General features: G+C 64.8%; 21 protein-coding genes. 5 read left to right on the top strand and 16 right to left on the bottom strand.

Annotation, left to right across the window (positions count from 1 at the left end; all coding sequences use genetic code 11):
• Positions 1-23: 23 nt before the first annotated feature.
• The 12 genes from RBJ75_RS07265 to gatA form a co-directional block, all read right to left on the bottom strand.
• Entirely contained in the window at positions 24-530 is a 507-nt protein-coding gene (locus RBJ75_RS07265; RefSeq protein ID WP_044409614.1) for a hypothetical protein, read from the bottom strand.
• Between the two features lie 50 nt (positions 531-580).
• Positions 581-1,234, bottom strand: a complete 654-nt coding sequence (locus tag RBJ75_RS07270) for a tetratricopeptide repeat protein (RefSeq protein WP_044409617.1) — start codon at positions 1,232-1,234, stop codon at positions 581-583.
• A gap of 156 nt (positions 1,235-1,390) precedes the next feature.
• On the bottom strand, positions 1,391-2,227 hold the full coding sequence (gene panB / locus RBJ75_RS07275; protein WP_044409620.1) for a 3-methyl-2-oxobutanoate hydroxymethyltransferase: 837 nt from the start codon (positions 2,225-2,227) through the stop codon (positions 1,391-1,393).
• Positions 2,228-2,239: 12 nt separating this feature from the next.
• Positions 2,240-2,824, bottom strand: a complete 585-nt coding sequence (locus RBJ75_RS07280) for an NnrU family protein (protein WP_044409623.1) — start codon at positions 2,822-2,824, stop codon at positions 2,240-2,242.
• Positions 2,825-3,309: 485 nt separating this feature from the next.
• Positions 3,310-3,576 (bottom strand): hypothetical protein, encoded by a 267-nt coding sequence (locus tag RBJ75_RS07285; RefSeq protein WP_044409626.1) that lies wholly within the window; start codon positions 3,574-3,576, stop codon positions 3,310-3,312.
• 659 nt (positions 3,577-4,235) lie between these two features.
• Entirely contained in the window at positions 4,236-4,379 is a 144-nt protein-coding gene (locus RBJ75_RS07290) for a hypothetical protein (RefSeq protein WP_173427342.1), read from the bottom strand.
• 563 nt (positions 4,380-4,942) lie between these two features.
• On the bottom strand, positions 4,943-6,427 hold the full coding sequence (gatB, locus tag RBJ75_RS07295; RefSeq protein WP_276156423.1) for an Asp-tRNA(Asn)/Glu-tRNA(Gln) amidotransferase subunit GatB: 1,485 nt from the start codon (positions 6,425-6,427) through the stop codon (positions 4,943-4,945).
• A gap of 50 nt (positions 6,428-6,477) precedes the next feature.
• Positions 6,478-6,888: a type II toxin-antitoxin system VapC family toxin gene (locus tag RBJ75_RS07300; protein WP_044415283.1), complete on the bottom strand. Its 411-nt coding sequence runs from the start codon at positions 6,886-6,888 to the stop codon at positions 6,478-6,480.
• A 1-nt stretch (position 6,889) separates the two neighbouring features.
• The gene (locus RBJ75_RS07305; protein WP_044415281.1) at positions 6,890-7,315 is read right to left on the bottom strand and encodes a hypothetical protein; all 426 of its coding nucleotides are present in this window, start codon (positions 7,313-7,315) and stop codon (positions 6,890-6,892) included.
• A gap of 65 nt (positions 7,316-7,380) precedes the next feature.
• Positions 7,381-8,757, bottom strand: a complete 1,377-nt coding sequence (locus tag RBJ75_RS07310) for a patatin-like phospholipase family protein (RefSeq protein ID WP_044415279.1) — start codon at positions 8,755-8,757, stop codon at positions 7,381-7,383.
• A 218-nt stretch (positions 8,758-8,975) separates the two neighbouring features.
• Positions 8,976-10,070, bottom strand: a complete 1,095-nt coding sequence (locus RBJ75_RS07315; RefSeq protein WP_044415277.1) for a sensor histidine kinase — start codon at positions 10,068-10,070, stop codon at positions 8,976-8,978.
• Positions 10,071-10,154: 84 nt separating this feature from the next.
• Positions 10,155-11,630, bottom strand: a complete 1,476-nt coding sequence (gene gatA / locus RBJ75_RS07320; RefSeq protein ID WP_044415275.1) for an Asp-tRNA(Asn)/Glu-tRNA(Gln) amidotransferase subunit GatA — start codon at positions 11,628-11,630, stop codon at positions 10,155-10,157.
• 167 nt (positions 11,631-11,797) lie between these two features.
• Between gatA and RBJ75_RS07325 the strand changes: the two genes are divergently transcribed.
• Together RBJ75_RS07325 and RBJ75_RS07330 are read left to right on the top strand one after the other, a co-directional pair.
• Positions 11,798-12,079, top strand: a complete 282-nt coding sequence (locus RBJ75_RS07325) for a BrnT family toxin (protein WP_044415273.1) — start codon at positions 11,798-11,800, stop codon at positions 12,077-12,079.
• Positions 12,057-12,320 carry a BrnA antitoxin family protein gene (locus tag RBJ75_RS07330; protein ID WP_234707484.1) on the top strand — a complete coding sequence of 88 codons (264 nt, stop codon included), beginning with the start codon at positions 12,057-12,059 and terminating at the stop codon, positions 12,318-12,320. Before RBJ75_RS07325 ends, RBJ75_RS07330 begins: the two co-directional genes overlap by 23 nt.
• A 3-nt stretch (positions 12,321-12,323) precedes the next feature.
• On the opposite strand, the gene RBJ75_RS07335 is transcribed toward RBJ75_RS07330, so the two are convergent.
• From RBJ75_RS07335 to RBJ75_RS07350, 4 genes are all read right to left on the bottom strand, one after another.
• Positions 12,324-12,530 carry a hypothetical protein gene (locus RBJ75_RS07335; RefSeq protein WP_044415269.1) on the bottom strand — a complete coding sequence of 69 codons (207 nt, stop codon included), beginning with the start codon at positions 12,528-12,530 and terminating at the stop codon, positions 12,324-12,326.
• Positions 12,531-12,542: 12 nt separating this feature from the next.
• Positions 12,543-12,830 carry an Asp-tRNA(Asn)/Glu-tRNA(Gln) amidotransferase subunit GatC gene (gatC, locus tag RBJ75_RS07340; protein WP_044415267.1) on the bottom strand — a complete coding sequence of 96 codons (288 nt, stop codon included), beginning with the start codon at positions 12,828-12,830 and terminating at the stop codon, positions 12,543-12,545.
• A 65-nt stretch (positions 12,831-12,895) separates the two neighbouring features.
• A complete protein-coding gene (locus tag RBJ75_RS07345) occupies positions 12,896-13,972 on the bottom strand; it encodes an NAD(P)H-dependent flavin oxidoreductase (RefSeq protein WP_276156422.1) in 1,077 nt (358 codons plus the stop codon).
• A 76-nt stretch (positions 13,973-14,048) separates the two neighbouring features.
• A complete protein-coding gene (locus RBJ75_RS07350; protein ID WP_044416742.1) occupies positions 14,049-14,276 on the bottom strand; it encodes a hypothetical protein in 228 nt (75 codons plus the stop codon).
• A gap of 250 nt (positions 14,277-14,526) precedes the next feature.
• On the opposite strand from RBJ75_RS07350, the gene RBJ75_RS07355 reads away from it, so the two are divergent.
• From RBJ75_RS07355 to RBJ75_RS07365, 3 genes are all read left to right on the top strand, one after another.
• Entirely contained in the window at positions 14,527-15,462 is a 936-nt protein-coding gene (locus RBJ75_RS07355) for a cyclase family protein (RefSeq protein ID WP_044416746.1), read from the top strand.
• A gap of 80 nt (positions 15,463-15,542) precedes the next feature.
• Positions 15,543-16,043, top strand: coding sequence for a Holliday junction resolvase RuvX (gene ruvX, locus RBJ75_RS07360; protein WP_044416748.1), 501 nt, complete (start codon positions 15,543-15,545; stop codon positions 16,041-16,043).
• A complete protein-coding gene (locus RBJ75_RS07365; protein ID WP_044416750.1) occupies positions 16,037-16,963 on the top strand; it encodes an AEC family transporter in 927 nt (308 codons plus the stop codon). Before ruvX ends, RBJ75_RS07365 begins: the two co-directional genes overlap by 7 nt.
• The last annotated feature ends 10 nt before the right edge of the window (positions 16,964-16,973 follow it).

The raw sequence follows: 16,973 nt of genomic DNA on the forward strand, positions 1-16,973 counted from the left end.
GCAAGGCCGGATCTGCGGCCGGATCAGCGCGAGAAGCTGCCGCTGGGCAGTGGCGCCGGGAATGGCGGCGGCGACGATTGGTCGTCGGCTGGCGCGGCAGATTGCGCCGGCGGCTGCTTCGACGGCTGGGCTGTCGGCGTGGCGGTCTGGCGCCGCGCCGGCCGCTCCCGCTTCGGCGCCGGCGCGGAACTCGCTGCGGCCGGCTTGTGCCTCACCCGGGCGCGTCGTTGCGGCTTGGGTTGCTCCGGCGGCGGCGCCGGGGCGGCTTCGGTTGCGCCGGCCGCCGCGGCGTTCTGCTGATCGATCATCTCCTGCTGCGAGCCCTTGTACAGGTCCTTCGGCACGCCCTGCTCAAGCCCAGGGACGCCCTCGGGAAACACCGGCCTGCGGTCACCCGGCAGCTTCTTCTTGGTGTCGAGAAAATCAAACATGTCGGTCGGATCGAACCCACCCATGCTGCCGCACCCGGCCAATGCGCTCGACAGCGCCACCAGCACGGCAAGAGAGATCAAACGTTGGCTAGGGCGCATGGTCGGTTCTCACTCAACTCTTGTCGGTCAGATCAGCCAGATGGTGGGCATCAGCTCTTGGCGACAGGCGGCAGCAATGCCTGCAATATTTCGGCCCGGCTGCGCAGGCTGCTCGGTGTCTCGGCGTCGGTATTGATCAGGTCGAGCCATTTCCGCGTCGCCGCGACATCGTTGGAATGCCACGCCGACAGCGCCAGCATTTCGCGGGCGCTGTGGCGATAGGTGGCGGTCGGCGCGGCGGCGGGTTCGAGGCGCGGCAGCATGTCGGCATAGCTCGTGGTGTCGAGCAGCAGCCCGGCGGCGCGAAGCACGGCAAGGTCGCGATCGGCAGCAGGCACGCTGCGGTCGGCCGCGATCTGGTCATAGAGAGTCACCGCTGCCTTCGGGTCGCTCACCCCGACTTCCGCGGCCTGACGCAGCCGCGCCAAGGTGCGATATCCGGACGGCGCAGTGGTCGCCAGCTTGGCGAAGGCGGCCGCCGCCTCAGCGTGCTTGTTCTGCTCGGCCAGATCGGCGGCCGCGGAGAACGACGCGCCAGCTTCGGCGGCCTTCTTGGCCTCGAAATACTGATAGCCGCGCCAGCCACCAACTCCGACGATGATCAGAATCGCGCCGGCGATGATCAACAGCGAATAGCGGTCCCACAGCCCCTTGAGCCGTTCGCGACGCAGCTCTTCGTCGACTTCATTAAATAATTCAGACACTTGAATTGACCCCGTCCCGGCTTGGCCGCGTCCCGAATGGGCGGCACCGCGCGCGCGCCCCCGGGCATCGCGGCGGCGATACCTTAGTGATATGGCGACGACAAGGCAAAGCAAGCCCGATCAACGCGTTAACCGACGCAATCGCGCCCGCGGCGTTCAAGCCTTCGGCGTCGTCTGCGCCTTCATGCCGTAGACGTGCTCGGGCCCCGGAAAGGCGCGCGAGCGGACCTCGCTGGCATAGTCCTTGATCGCAGCTTCGATGCCGGGGCCGAGATCGCCGAACCGCTTGACGAATTTCGGCGCCCAGGGCGACAGCCCGAGCATATCCTCCAGCACCAGCACCTGACCGTCGCAGGCGGCGCTGGCGCCGATGCCGATGGTCGGGATTGCGATGTCCTGGGAGATCTTGCGTCCGAGCGGCTCGGCCACCGCCTCGATCACCACCGAGAACGCGCCGGCCTCGGCGACCGCGCGGGCATCGGCTTCGATCGGCTCCCAGCTGCCCTCCTCGCGGCCCTGAGCGCGGAACGAGCCCAGGGTGTTGATCGATTGCGGCGTCAGCCCGATATGGCCCATCACCGGCACGCCGCGCTCGGTCAGGAAGCGGATGGTCTCGGCCATCTTCACCCCGCCCTCGAGCTTCACCGCCCCGCACAGACTTTCCTTCATGATCCGCACCGCGGCATGAAACGCCTGCTCCTTCGACGCCTCGTAGGAGCCGAACGGCATGTCGACGACCACCAGCGCGTGCTGCGAGCCGCGCATCACCGCGCGGCCCTGCAGGATCATCATGTCGAGGGTCACCGGCACCGTGGTCTCGAAGCCGTGCATCACATTGCCGAGCGAATCGCCGACCAGGATGACGTCGCAATAGCGGTCCACCAGCGCGGCAGTATGGGCGTGGTAGGAGGTCAGCATCACGATCGGATCGCCACCCTTGCGCGCGCGAATCTCCGGCGCGGTCTTGCGCCTGATGGCGGATTGTACCGACATTTTTGCTCTTCCTTAGTTGCCGAACACAGAGACGCCGATCACCATCGGGTGGAACACGAAGGCGAGCGCGGCATAGACCACGATGCCGAGCACCACGGCGATCACATCGTTCTTGACGCCGCCCACCGGGATCGGCGGGCCGCCGGGATCGGCACGGCGCTTCAACGAGATCCGGTCAAACACCGCCCAGCCGAGAAACGAGCCGAACAGGATGATCGAACCGAGGTCGCCATTGGCCAACAGATGCGCCGCTGCCCACAATTTGACCGCGGTGATCATCGGGTGCTTGACCGCCCGGTAGATCCGGCCGCGGCTATAGGCCGCCACCAGCAGGATCGCCGCCGGCAGCATCAGCGCCGCGGTGACATGCTTGGTCCATTTCGGCGGATACCAGAGGTCGATCATCCCGGCCGAGCGGTATTCGGCAAAGCCGTAGGCGATCAGCACGATGCCGCCTAGCGCCAGCAGCGCGTAACCGATCTTGTAGACCGCCTCGCCGCCGATGCCGATCAAGCGGGCGCGCAGATCCCGCCGCGTGGTCACGACATGGGGGCCGATGAACAGCACCAGGCCGAGGATCATCACCACAAGTCCCATCACGCTACCCCCTGTATGGACGCACATTGCGGCTTCGGCGCCGGTGACATGCATTCTGGTCCGCGCCGTCGCGCCCGCCAAAGCGCAGCGGGCATCAGCTTGGAACGGCTTCGGGTATCATTTTTTGTGGGACGGACGCAATGCCGCGGGGAAGACGCGGCAAACCACGGCTGCGGCCGAGGTCGACCAACCCACGCCGGACGCGCCGCCGACCTGGGCGGTCAGGTCGCTGCGCGCGGCGCCGGCATGCCGTCACAGTCTGAATGTCGTCGAAGAAAAGCAGCGTCACCGTGGTTCGGTCGGCGGGGCCCCCCAGGGTGCCGACCTAACTGATCTGACCGCGGGCCGCATTGCGCTGCCGGGGCGAGCGATGATGACCAAGGATAAGATGCGCCGCGGCGGCCAGCCCGGCACGGCCCGATCTGGATCGCATGCGATCGGGGAACTCTACGCGAACGCCGCCTCCTTCGACGGATCCGGCGCAATCAGTTCGAGGCCATCCAGGCTCGCGCCTCGCGCTGCGCCCTGGCGATGTCGTCGGCCGACATCAGCTCGGCGATCTCGCGACGCAGCGCGATGGCGTCGACGCGGCCCTTCAGCGCCGCGAGATTGAACCATTTGTGCGCCGCCACCAGATCGACCGGCGCGCTGCGACCCGACGCGAACAACATGCCGAGGTCGAATAGCAGGTCGGGGCTGGCGCCGGCTTCCACCCGCATCGCGGTATCGAGATTGAAGTGACCCTGAAACATCGTACCCTCCATCTGCGGCCGGCTCGGTTCCGAGCGAGGCTCCTGTCCAACCGTTCAACACATCCCACCGCCGTAACCCGGCGCGTTGGGATCATCATGTCGTTCAAATTTGAAGAGCTGTTTAAGTATCGCGATGAATCGAATCTGAACGCGGCACGCCGATGACCGGTCGGAAAACGCCAAAACCGTTGTGCCGCAGCGATTCCTGCGCCATCTCCAGAGCTTGTTTACCCTCGGTTTTGGGGAAACGATAACCAACGCGGTCGATGCCGCCGGCGGCGACCGTGGCGCGCGGAAGCCGGCATCGCTGCCAAGTCCAGGGATGGGAAGGGTTTGATTTCGGGGCCCGGCATACTAAGCGGGGCAAAAAACGAGGGCGTCGGCGAACACGTCAGGGCCAGATCTCACCCAGCGGTGAGCGCCGGTGAAACTGCGGACGCGAGGTCCACATCGTAAGAAGAAAGACCGTTCCTTCTACCGGTCCGGCTCAACCAGGGTCACCCCTGTCGAAACTTCGATCCGGCCGCCTGACCTGATGTCTCGCCGACACCCTCTGTCGTCGACCAAAGCCTCCCCGCCATCCGCTTCGCAAAGCAAACCGTCCTGAGGGCTCTCGTGACGTCGCCGGCATCGACCTGCCGGCAAACTCGTTGTGGCAGTTACTTCTTCTTGGCAGCCTTCGCCTTCTTGGCGACCTTCTTGGTCTTCTTCGCGGTCTTCTTCACGGCGCTCTTCGAAACCTTCTTCACTGCCTTCTTCGGCGCCTTCGTTGCCTTCTTCGCGGTCTTAGCTTTCTTGGCCATGTTGCCCTCCTGGATAAGTGAGATGGCTTAAACGCTGCGTGCACTCGGGAATCGAAATGCACTACATTCCGAATACACCAACACATTGAAAAAAACAGTGTCCCGCTTAAGGAAGTGTTGATGACGCTATGTCGCCGCGCGCACCTCGCGCGTGTTCGTAGCAGCGGGACGCATCGGCGACCCGATGCAAATTGTCCGCGAAAACACTACGTCGGCGATTGTCAAGATTGCATAAAACCCTTTAACGGCAGGCATTTCTGTATTTCTAACTACCAACGAACAATGCACATCGAGCCCAAGCCCGACTCACCATGCCGAGCAGCAAAGCGCGGGCGCGGACTCTGAGTCGGGAATTTTGGCAATGAAAAAATTTTCGTGCCGATGGGGTTGGCGTCGCATCAAGCCTCGCCTAGGCGCAGTTTTGAAGCGAATCGGAAATGCTGATTCGCGATGCGGCGGGCCAGGCGCGGTCGTCCGCTAGGCGCGCGACGCGATCGAAACCGCCCCCACCGCACCGGTGGAACGCCCGCGCCGCGCCGGAAATCCGGCGCCGCGCGCCGCCTTCACAGGCCGAGCTTTTGCTTCAGCAGATCGTTGACCGCCTGCGGATTGGCTTTGCCGCCGGACGACTTCATCACCTGGCCGACGAACCAGCCGATCATCGCCGGCTTGTCGCGCACCTGCGCCGCCTTGTCCGGATTGGCCGCGATGATGTCGTCGACCACCTTCTCGATCGCGCCGAGGTCCGTCACCTGCTTCATCCCGCGCGCCTCGACCAGCTCGCGCGGGTCGCCGCCCTCCTGCCAGACGATCTCGAACAGGTCCTTGGCGATCTTGCCGGAGATGGTGGCGTCGCCGATCAGGTCGACGATGGCGGCGAGTTGCGCGGCAGAGACCGGCGAGCTGGCGATGTCCTGGCCGTCCTTGTTGAGCCGGCCGAACAATTCGTTGATCACCCAATTGGCGGCGAGCTTGCCGTCGCGGGCGGCGTTGGCGAGCTGGCCCAGCACCGCCTCATAGAAATCGGCGCTCTCGCGCTCGGCGACTAGCACCCCGGCATCCTCCGCCGACAGGCCGAAGTCGCGAATGAACCGCGCCTTCTTGGCGTCCGGCAGTTCCGGCAGTTCGGCCTTCAGCGCGTCGACGTAAGCTTGCGAGAATTCCAGCGGCAGCAAATCGGGGTCGGGGAAGTAGCGGTAGTCATGCGCCTCTTCCTTGGAGCGCATCGACCGGGTCTCGCCTTTGACCGCGTCGAACAGCCTGGTTTCCTGGTCGATGCTGCCGCCGTCCTCGAGCACGCCGATCTGGCGCCGCGCCTCGTAGTCGATCGCCTGGCCGATGAAGCGGATCGAATTGACGTTCTTGATCTCGCAGCGGGTGCCGAGTTCCCCGCCGGGCTTGCGCACCGAGACATTGACGTCGGCGCGCAGGCTGCCCTTCTCCATGTCGCCGTCGCAGGTGCCGAGATAGCGCAGGATGCTGCGCAGCTTGGCCACATAGGCCTTGGCCTGTTCGGCGGAGCGCAGGTCCGGCTTGGAGACGATCTCCATCAAGGCCACGCCGCAGCGATTGAGATCGACCAGGGACATCGTCGGGTTCTGGTCGTGCAGCAATTTGCCGGCGTCCTGCTCCAGATGCAGCCGCTCGATCCCGACCGTGGCGCTGTCGCCATCGCCGAGGTCGACGATCACCTCGCCCTCGCCGACGATCGGCGATTTGTATTGGCTGATCTGATAGCCCTGCGGCGAATCCGGATAGAAATAGTTCTTGCGGTCGAAGGTCGAGCGCAGATTGATCTGTGCCTTCAGCCCGAGCCCGGTGCGCACCGCCTGGCGGACGCATTCCTCGTTGATCACCGGCAGCATGCCCGGCATCGCGGCGTCGACCAGCGAGACATGGGCGTTGGGATCGCCGCCGAATTCGGTCGATGCGCCGGAGAACAGCTTGGAGTGCGTGGTCACCTGGGCATGGACTTCCAGCCCGATCACGATCTCCCAGTCGCCGGTGGCGCCCTTGATCAGCTGTGATGGTTTGACAGGTGCGTTCATGGTGTCCGTTCTCGCAGGTCGACGATGCAGGTTTGGGGTCTAGCGAGACCTTAGCAGGCCAAGGCGCGAATATGCCCTCGATCAGAATAAGCCAATAGTTGCTTATCGCGCGTCAACAAAGTGAAGCCATATTCGCGGACGGTGGCGACGATGATGCGGTCGGCAGGATCGCGCAACGGAAAATCCGGGAGAAACGATGCTGCGATCAGGACTGCCGGTGGCATTTCGGCCAATCCGATACCGGATTTTTGCATGACAGCGTCGAACCATCGCTTTGGCTCCATCGAAAGGTTGATCCGGCCAAGCGAAACCAGAATCCCAATCTCCCACGCCGAAATCGGCGAAACGAAAACCATTTCGTCGGTCTCGTAAGCGCGCTGCAACTCCGCCTTAACGGAGTCGGCCTGAGCCTCGTTCGTGGTCAAGAAAAGCAGGGCACAGGTGTCCAATAGCAGCGCCACGTCACCGCGCCCATTTCGACATATCGCGACCGTAAGCGAGCTCACCCCATCCGGGGTCGGCTGGTTCGGTCAGGTCCACGCCGTGCGGGAGATGCACCGTGCCTTTCATGCATCCAATCAGCGGATGCTGACCTGATTTTCTTGCCATCGTTCCAGCCGGAAGATCGTCTTTTTTCGTGTTTGGTCCGACCACCCGGCGAAATACCAATTTGCGGCCGGCAATATCGACCTGCTCGGTCTGGAAACCGGCATTGAGCCACACCCTGGTCATCGGATTGTTCATCGGGTTGTTGCTCCACCACGCCGGATAGCGCTGGGAGCCCGGGAGTTTCCCGCCAATGATCTTCTCAATCTCGGCGAAACTGACGTGAACCCGTCCGGTCCGTTGTTTACTCAGAAAACTGCCCAAGGCGGCATATTTGCTCATATCATGCCTCCGATCAGTCGGCTTAACTTAAGTAAGCTTAGTTAAACTGTCAACCGAAGGGCCTCTCACATACTGGCCGCAAACGCCTTGAACACCGGGCTCACGCGCAGCACGTCGCGCCCCGCGGCGATCACCTCATCGACCTGCTGCGGCGGCAAGTGGAACCGGCTCGGCACCGCCTCCAGCAGCGCGGCGCGCGCCGGATCGAGCTGGTCGAAGCCGAGCCGCCCGATGAAGAATTTGAGGTCGCGGCAATTCCAGCCCGGCCGCGCTCCGTAGCGGGTCCGCTCCGCCGCCGACAGGCCGCAGCGCCAGCGCACCAGCGAGGTCTGCCAGTCGCTCATGGTCTGGTCGAACGCCGCATAGCTGGAGCCGACGCTGGCATCCATCGTGGTATCGACCGCGGCCTTGATCAGGTCGATGCCGCTCGGCCCCTCGACGCTACGCACCCAGTCTCCGGAGATCCCAGCCTTGGCATCCACCACCAGGAACAGCGCCCGGCGCAGCTTCACCGCCTGCCGCGGCGTCATCGGACCATAGGCGGTCTCCGAGGATTGCCGTTCGATGGTGAAGCCGGAGATGCCGTAATTGTCGACCAGCCCGCCATCGAGCAGCTTGATGAAGGGCACTTTGCCGTCGCGGTAGCGCATGATCGCCTTGGCGTAGGTATTGAGCATCGGCGGCGCGTTGCGATCGGCGGCGGCGCGCGCGATCCAGCGCGGCAGCGGATCGTCGCACGAGCCCGGGAAGGCCTGAACCACCGCCGGCGCGAAGGCCAGCGGCACTGCGGCCGACGCCGCCACCGCGTTGGAGATCGGGTAGCGCGACAGATCGCTGCAGATTGCCGTGAAAGCGGTGGCGCCGAACACGAACGGAACCCGGTTGTAGATGTCCGAAGCGTTGATCCAGACCTGCGGTCCGCCGTCGGTGCCGAACTGGCCGAGCGTCGCGCCGTCGAACAGATGGGCATCAAGCCAGTTGGTGAAGCCGACGGAATCATTGACGCCGCCGGAGAACGCCCGGCCGATGGTGCCGAGCGTCAGCGAGGTCTGCAGCCCCTCCTCGGCATTGCGCACCAGAAAGCGCTCGCGGAAATCCGCCAGCGCCGCCCGCTTCTTCAGGCCGAAATAGGCGGCCGTCACCGAGCCGCCGGACACGCCGGAGACGAAATTGATCCGCTCCAGCATCGAGCCCGCCGCGCCGTGCACCGGCATCTTGTCCATCGCCTGCAGCACGCCGAACGAGAACGCCGCCGCCCGGGTTCCGCCGCCGGAAAACGACAGGCCGACGACGACATCATCCATGTCGGCGGCGGTGTTGAACCCGGTCTTGGCGTTTTGAGGCTCGCCGGCGGCCAGCGGCACATTGACAGGAACGTTGTGCACCGAGGCACAGCCGATCAGCACGGCGCAGACGGCAAGGCTGAGCAGGGAGGACCGCATCCTAAACATGGTGTTTGCCTGAGCGTCACTTCAGGCGAAGCGTCGCGGTTGAGGTTAAGCTTGGGTCAGCCCCATGCCGACAATGATCCTGCCCTCGGAAAGGTGCAGCTTACCTTAATGGAGGGGCCGATCAGCATCCGCGCCTTTATCATGGTGATTGCAAGGCGCTCCGGCCCGATCCGTCCGGCTCACGGCATCAGCGCCACAAGGATAGGCGCTCAATTGACCGGCGGCTGCGCCGCGTCGAAGGTCAGCGTGAACCAGGTGCCTTGACCGCGGATGGTCTCGACCCGGAACACGACATTCCTGGCGTTTTCCTTCAGCGTCTGCAGGATCAGGGCGCCAAGCTTGCGCGGCGACGGCCATTCCTGATGCTCGCCGAGACCGACGCCGTCGTCGGACACGATGATCGTAAAGCGGCCCTGCTCCAGCTTGCAGATCAGCTTCAATTTTCCCGCGCTGCGACCCACAAAGGCGTATTTCAAGGCGTTGGTCAGCATCTCGTTGACCAGCAACCCCGCCGGCATGGCGACATTGATCGACATCGGGCAATATCCGGTCTCGAGCTCGATCTCGATATCCGACGCGGCATTGGCCTCCATCACCGCGGTGGCGACGTCGGACAGATATTGGCCGAGGTCGATCTCGGCCAGCGCGTCTTCCGCCGACAAGATCCGGTACAGCACCGTCAAGGCATCGATCCGGCTCGCCAACCGGCCGAGCGCCACGGTCTCGCCCTCGGCGGCCGAGCGCGCCTCCATCCGCACCAAAGCGGTGATCAGCTGCAGATTGTTCTTTACCCGGTGCTGCAACTCCCGCATCAGCATATCGCGATCGCGGATCTGGCTCTCGAACCGTTCGATCTGGGCACGCTCGCGACCGCCGACATCGACCAGCGCGGCGATCCGGAAATTCTCGATGCCGTTGTCGCTTTCGATCACCGAGGCATAAGCCTGCACGATCACCAGACGGTCGACCGGCCCTACCGGCCGAAACACACCGATAAAATCCTCGCCGTCGCGGATCGCGGCGCCCAATGTCTGGGTCTGATTGTCTTCGTTGAGGAAACCGTCGAGACAGGTCCAGCTCTGGCCTTCGACGTCCGCCCGCGCCATCGCCATCAAGGTCTCGAATGCCTTGTTGGCATAGACGACGTGCTGCGCCGCGCCGGACCCGCGCGAGACCGCGACCGCGACCGGAACGTGATCCAGCAGATGCTTGTAGCGGTCGCTTTCCAGCGCCACGGCGAGCTTCGACGAGCCGAGAATCTGGTCGACCTGTTGGGAGGACGGAGTTCCCTCGTCAGTGCTCATGCCGGACCCTGCTCATGCGCAAACCATGGCGAAACACGGGCCTGAACGCAACAAAACACATGCCGCCAAGCGCAAGATTTGCGCCTACCACCATTTCGAAGGCGTGAAGCGCCCGGCGGCCTGTTCGATCACCTCGCCGAGCGAGAACAACGTCTCCTCGTCGAACGGGCGGCCGATCAGTTGCAGCCCGAGCGGCAGGCCCTGCGCATCCTTGCCGGCCGGCACCGCGATGCCCGGCAATCCCGCCATGTTCACCGTCACGGTGAAGATGTCGTTGAGATACATCTCGACCGGATCGGCGCCGCCCTTCTCGCCAATGCCGAACGCCGCCGACGGCGTCGACGGGGTCAGGATCGCCGACACGCCCTTGGCGAAGCAGTCCTCGAAATCGCGCTTGATCAAGGTGCGGACCTTCTGCGCGCGCAGGTAATAAGCATCGTAATAGCCCGCCGACAGCACATAGGTGCCGATCATGACGCGGCGCTTGACCTCGGCACCGAAGCCGGCGGCGCGGGTATTCTCGTACATGTCGGTGATGTTGCGGCCATTGACGCGGGCGCCGTAGCGCACGCCGTCATAGCGCGCCAGATTCGACGAGGCCTCCGCCGGCGCCACGATATAATAGGCCGGCAGCGCGTATTTGGTGTGCGGCAGCGAGATGTCGACCAGTTCGGCCCCGGCGGCCTGCAGCCACGCCGCACCCTCGCTCCACAGTTTTTCGATTTCGGCCGGCATGCCGTCGAGCCGGTATTCCTTCGGAATCCCGATCTTCATGCCCTTCACCGAGCGGCCGATCGCAGCCTCATAATCCGGGACCGCACGCTCGACCGAGGTGGTGTCCTTGGGATCGTGGCCGGCCATCGAGCGCAGCAGGATCGCGGAATCGCGCACCGTGCGGGCGATCGGGCCGGCCTGGTCGAGCGAGGACGCAAAGGCCACGATGCCCCAGCGCGAGCAGCGGCCATAGGTCGGCTTGATCCCGACCGTGCCGGTGAACGCCGCCGGCTGCCGGATCGAGCCGCCGGTGTCGGTCGCGGTGGCGCCGAGGCACAGACCGGCCGCGACCGCCGAGGCCGAGCCGCCGGACGAACCGCCAGGGACCAGCTTGGTATCCGAGCCGTCGCGCCGCCACGGATTGACCACCGGGCCGAAGCAGGAGGTCTCGTTCGACGAGCCCATCGCGAATTCGTCATTGTTGAGCTTGCCGAGCAGCACCGCACCGGCGCGCCACAGCTGCGACGACACCGTCGATTCATAAGGCGGGGTGAAGTCGTCGAGGATCTTCGAACAGGCGGTGGTGCGCACGCCCTTGGTGCAGAACAGATCCTTGATGCCGAGCGGCAGCCCCTCGAGCGGACCGCCCTCGCCGCCGGCGAGCCTGGCATCGGCCGCCCGCGCCATGCCGCGCGCCTGCTCCGGGGTTTCCAGGACAAAGGCGTTGAGCACTCGGGCGGCTTCGATCGCCGCCAGATGGGCGTCGGTCAATTCCAGCGCGGTGAAGGATTTTGCCGCCAGCCCGTCGCGGGCCTCAGCGAGCGTCAGCGAAGTGAGATCGGTCATTAGGACGGTACAGCCGTATTGATGTCGAATGAAGGCCCGAAAAAGCGCGGGCATCGTGATGGGCTGCGGGCTAGCATAGCGAGGGCGGAAAATGAAGCAATTGCGGCGCTCCGATTTATGGAGTTACATTAATCTTGACGGCGCCATTTAAGTAGCTACATATTTCCATGGCGATCAGCTTCGATCCCGCCAAGCGCGAGATCACCTTGAAGGAGCGCGGCATCGATTTCGCCACCGACGCGGCGCTGGTGTTCGCCGGCAAGACCGCGACTTTCGCCAGCGATCAGACCGGCCATGGCGAGTTGCGTCAGATCACCGTCGGGTGGTTGAACCGTCGCATGGTGATGATGGTCTGGACGCAGCGGGGCGCCGACCGCCATGTGATCTCGATGAGGTACTGTCATGCCCGAGAAGAGAAGAAACTCGTTGAGCGCTTCAGGCAAATCTAAACCCTGGGTCGACCCGGACGATGGACCGGAACTGACCGATGAGATGTTGGACCGCGCGGTATTTCGTGACGGCGACAAGGTAATCCGCCGCGGCCGGCCGCCGCTCGGCGACAGGCCGAAATCCTCGGTGACGCTGCGGCTCGATGCCGATGTGCTGGACTCCTACCGCGCGCTGGGCCCCGGCTGGCAGTCGCAGATCAACGCCGACCTGCGCCGCGTCCGCAAACTGAAGAAAGCATGAGAGTCATTTATTGACCGGGCTGCAGAAGAACGGCGACAGCGTCTTGTCGTTTTCCGGTGCGTTGGCGCGGGCCTTGTCGGCGGCCTGCAGCTGGTCTAGCACGGCGTCCATCGCCTTATCGGGATCGGCGGCCTTGCCCTGGCGCTCCATCGCGTCGAGGTAATCCATATAGGCCTGATAGGCCTTCTCGTCGTCGCACAGCAGGCACATCGGCTTTCCGTCCTATTCGACGACCTTCGGCACCAGGAAGAAATGCTCCTCGGTGGCCGGCGCATTGGCCACCACCGAATCGGCGATCTCGCCGTCATTGACCAGGTCGGCGCGCGGCTTCATCTGCATCGGCATCACCGAAGTCATCGGCTCGACGCCGTCCACATCAACCTCGGAGAGCTGCTCGACAAAGGCCAGCATCGCATTGAGCTCGCCCTGCAGATGCGGCACCTCGTCGTCGCTGACCGCGATCCGGGCGAGATGGGCGATCCGGCGGACCGTGGCGGCATCGACCGACATGATGTTTGGCCTCGTATGATTGAGCCTCGCTCTATAGCAGAACGGGCTTCGCCGCCGCAACCGCGTCAGCCGGCGAGATAGCCGAACCGCGCCAGTGCGGCGCCCGCCAGCGCCCTTGTGAGTTCCGCAGCCGGCATGTCGCGGCCGAGCCGCACCGCCTGCCCGGCCCACAGATTGGTGAAATCGGTCTTGCCCAGCTTTTCCGCCGCAGCCTTCAGCGGACCGAGCGCGGTGGCGGCATGCGGGAACACCGGCGCGTCCGCCGAGATCGGCCCGAGGTCGCGCATCACCCGGTTAGGAACGCCGCGCGCCGGGCGGCCGCTCATCACATTGGTCATCACGGTGGAATCGTCGAACGCCTGCGCCAGCACCGCGCGGGCCAGCGCGCTCACCTTGGATTCCGGGCAACGCAGATAGGCGGTGCCGATCTGCACGCCGGCGGCGCCCAGCGCGAAAGCGGCCGCGATGCCGCGCCCGTCGGCGATGCCGCCCGCCGCGATCACCGGCGCCCGCACCGCGTCCACCACCTGCGGCAGCAGCGCGAACAGGCCCGGCTGCTGCGCGATAGCGTCGGTCAGGAACATGCCGCGATGGCCGCCGGCTTCGGCGCCCTGCGCGATGATGACGTCGGCGCCGTGTTCCTCCAGCCAGATCGCCTCGCGCACTATCGTCGCCGAACCCATCACCACAGCGCCTGCGGCCTTGACCCGTTGCAGTAGGGCCGGCGCCGGCAGACCGAAATGAAAGCTGACCACTGCGGGCTTCAACTCCTCGACCAGCGCGCACATCGCCTCATCGAACGGCGCGCGGTTGGCGGCGTTCGCCGACGCCGCCGGATCGAGCCCCAATTCCTGATAATAAGTGCTAAGCCGCGCGCGCCATCCGTCCTCCCGTGCCGGATCGGCATCGACCGGCTGGTGGCAGAAGAAATTCAGATTGATCGGCGCGGTGACGCGCTGGCGAAAGATTCCGACCTGCTCGCGCGCCTTGTCGGCCGTCAGCATCGCGCAGGGCAGCGAGCCCAGCGCGCCGCCTTGCGCCGCGGCAATCGCCAGGTCGGAATCCATCACCCCGGCCATCGGCGCCAGCACGATCGGAAATTCAATGTCGATCAGGTCGAGAAGTCGGCGGTCCGGCCACATGGTTTGCTCTCGTGCTGATGGGAGGGCGGCCGGCATCAGGCCGGTGACGGGTCTAACATGCCCAAGCGCCGCAGCGCTATATGCGCTGCGGACGCGGCGTCAACATCCAGCGCCGCAGCGCTACCCCGGCCCAGATCGCCTCCACCAGCCCGAACGGCCAGGCGCCCTGCAGGAATCCGTAGATCGATCCAAGCCCGCAGGCGCCGGCGAAGGCCAGAACGAACCAATGGCTGCGCTGCTCCAGCGCGTAACAGATCAGCATCGCGGTGACGGCGAACAGGCCGAACAGGGTCAGAGCATCCATGCAAATCTCTCGGTTGAGGCGCGCAGCAGCATAGCCTTGCGCGCCGCGCTGATCGCAACAATTCGAATTGATCGCCGCATCGAGCGCGCATTTCCGCGTTGCGAAATTGGCGGATTGCCATTGTGCGGCGAGATGTCGCGAGCGGCGACGCGGCCACCTTGCGGGTCCCGGATGACGCTCGCATCCGCCATGCACTAACATCCAACCGCGATTAACAACAAACATAACGACAAGATCAGGGAGGACTGCAATGCTGAGGACAATCATCTTGAGCTGCTCCGTCACCTTGTTGGGAATGTTGGGGACGGCAACCGCACAGGACTGGACCAAATCGAAATGGGGCCCGACCGACGAGATCGGCGCGGCGAACTATCTAAAACCAGAACTGGCGCTGAAGGCGGCAGAGCTGGTCAAGACCGGCAAGGTCTATGCGCTCGGCATTCCGGTGGATTCGACAACCCCGGCCTACCCGCCGCGCGGCTTCAAGATTACCATCGTTCAGCCGGGACAGGCCGGTATCCCGGGAATCGGTCCCAGCAAGACCACCTATAATGACGACATCATCGAGGGCTGGCTCGGGATCGGCAGCCAGATCGACGGGCTCGGCCATATCGGCGTCGAGCACGTCTATTACAACGGCAACAAGCTGGCCGATTTCGCCGACCCGAAAGGGCTGAAGAAGCTCGGCGTCGAGAAGATCCCGCCGATCGTGACCCGCGGCGTGCTGCTCGACATGGCCGCCTATTACGGCACCGACGTCGTCAAGGAAGGCACCGCCTTCAACGTCAAGGAAATCGAGGAGGTCGCGAAGAAACAGGGCGTCGAGATCCGCCAGGGCGACGTGGTCCTGTTCCACACCGGCTGGATCAGCCTGATCGGCAAGGACGACAAGCGCTACAGCGCCGGCGAACCGGGGCTCGGCGTCGAAGGCGCGAAATATCTGACCGGTAAGGGTGTGGTCGCGATTGGGGCCGACAGCTGGGCGCTCGAGGCGATCCCGTTCGAATCCAAGAATGTGTTCGAGGTTCACCAGATCCTGTTGCCGATGAACGGCACCTATATTCTGGAGAACATGGACACCGCAGAACTCGCCAAGGACAAGGTCTACGAGTTCATGTTCGTGCTGGGGCAGCCGCGTTACAGAGGCGCGGTGCAAAGCATCATCAATCCGGTTGCGATCCGCTGACCCGTCGGCGCGGCGCCGGCTCGTCCGGCGCCGCGCCGCAATCGGCTTTGCGGGCCATATCCCGCGTGCTATGCGGAGCCATGCCTGCACCCATCCTCCCATTGATCGAGGCCGCCGCGCTGTGGCCCGCCCGCGGCGCGCTGATTGGCCTTGATCTCGGCACCAAGACCATCGGGGTGGCGGTGTCGGATCCCGATCGCCGGCTCGCGACCGGGGTCGAAACCGTCGCCCGCACCGCCTTCAAGGCCGATGCAGCGCGGCTGCTGGTGCTGGCCGGGCAGCGCGGCGTCTGCGGCTTCGTGCTCGGCCTGCCGATCAACATGGACGGCAGCGAGGGACCGCGGGCGCAATCGACCCGCGCCTTCGCGCGCAATTTCGCCAGATTGACCGAATTGCCGATCGGGCTGTGGGACGAGCGGCTGTCGACCTCGGCGGTGGAACGCGAATTGATCGCCAACGATGTCAGCCGCGCCAAGCGTGCCAAGATCATCGACGAACACGCCGCCATTTTCATCCTGCAGGGCGCGCTCGATCGTCTGGCGGTGCTCAACCAGACGCCCGGAGATCGCCCGCGATGCTGACGGTGTTCGGGGCGCTGGTGCCGGTGTTCCTGCTGATCGTACTCGGCTATGTGCTGCGCCGGGTGCTGCTGAAACAGGACCTGATGTGGACCGGGCTGGAACACCTAGTCTACTACGTGCTGTTTCCGGCGCTGCTGGTCGACACGTTGTCGCGCGCCAATCTGGCCTCGGCGCCGATCGCCGGCGTCGGCGGCGCGCTGCTGCTGGCGGTGATCGCGATGGCGGCGCTGTGCCTGGCACTGCGGCCCTGGCTGGCGCGCGGCTTCAATGTCGACGGCCCGGCGTTCTCCTCGGTGTTTCAGGGCTCGACCCGCTGGCAGACCTTCGTGGCACTGTCGGTCGCCGGCAATCTGTGGGGCGATCGCGGCATCACGCTCGCGTCGGTGGCTATGGTGGCGATGATCCCGTTGCTCAACGTGCTGGCGGTCTGGGTGCTGGCGCATTACGCCGCGCCGCAGCGGATGTCGTGGCCGAAGCTGCTGCTCGCCATCATCCGCAATCCGCTGATCTGGGCCTGCATCGTTGGCCTGGCGATCAATCTCAGCCATCTGCCGGTGCCGGGCCCGCTGCACGAATTCGCCGACGCGCTCGGCCGCTGCTCGCTGGCGCTCGGTCTGCTGCTGGTCGGCGCCGGGCTGCATCTCGAAGGCCTGCGGCGGCCGCGCGCCGCGGCCGGGCTGACGGTGGTTCTCAAACTGGTGTTGCTGCCGCTGATGGCGATCGGTTGCGGACACGCTTTTGGCCTCTCCGGCGTCGATCTCGCCATCGTGGCCTGCTGCGCCTCGGTGCCGAGCGCCTCGAACGGCTATATCCTGGCGCGGCAGATGGGCGGCGACGCGCCGCTCTTGGCGCAGATCCTGACCATGCAGACCATCCTGGCGGTGGTCACCATGCCGCTATTGATCGCGCTGGCGGGTTGAAACCGGAGTG

It is taken from the genome of Rhodopseudomonas sp. BAL398, assembly GCF_033001325.1.
Taxonomy (GTDB): Bacteria; Pseudomonadota; Alphaproteobacteria; order Rhizobiales; family Xanthobacteraceae; genus JARJEH01.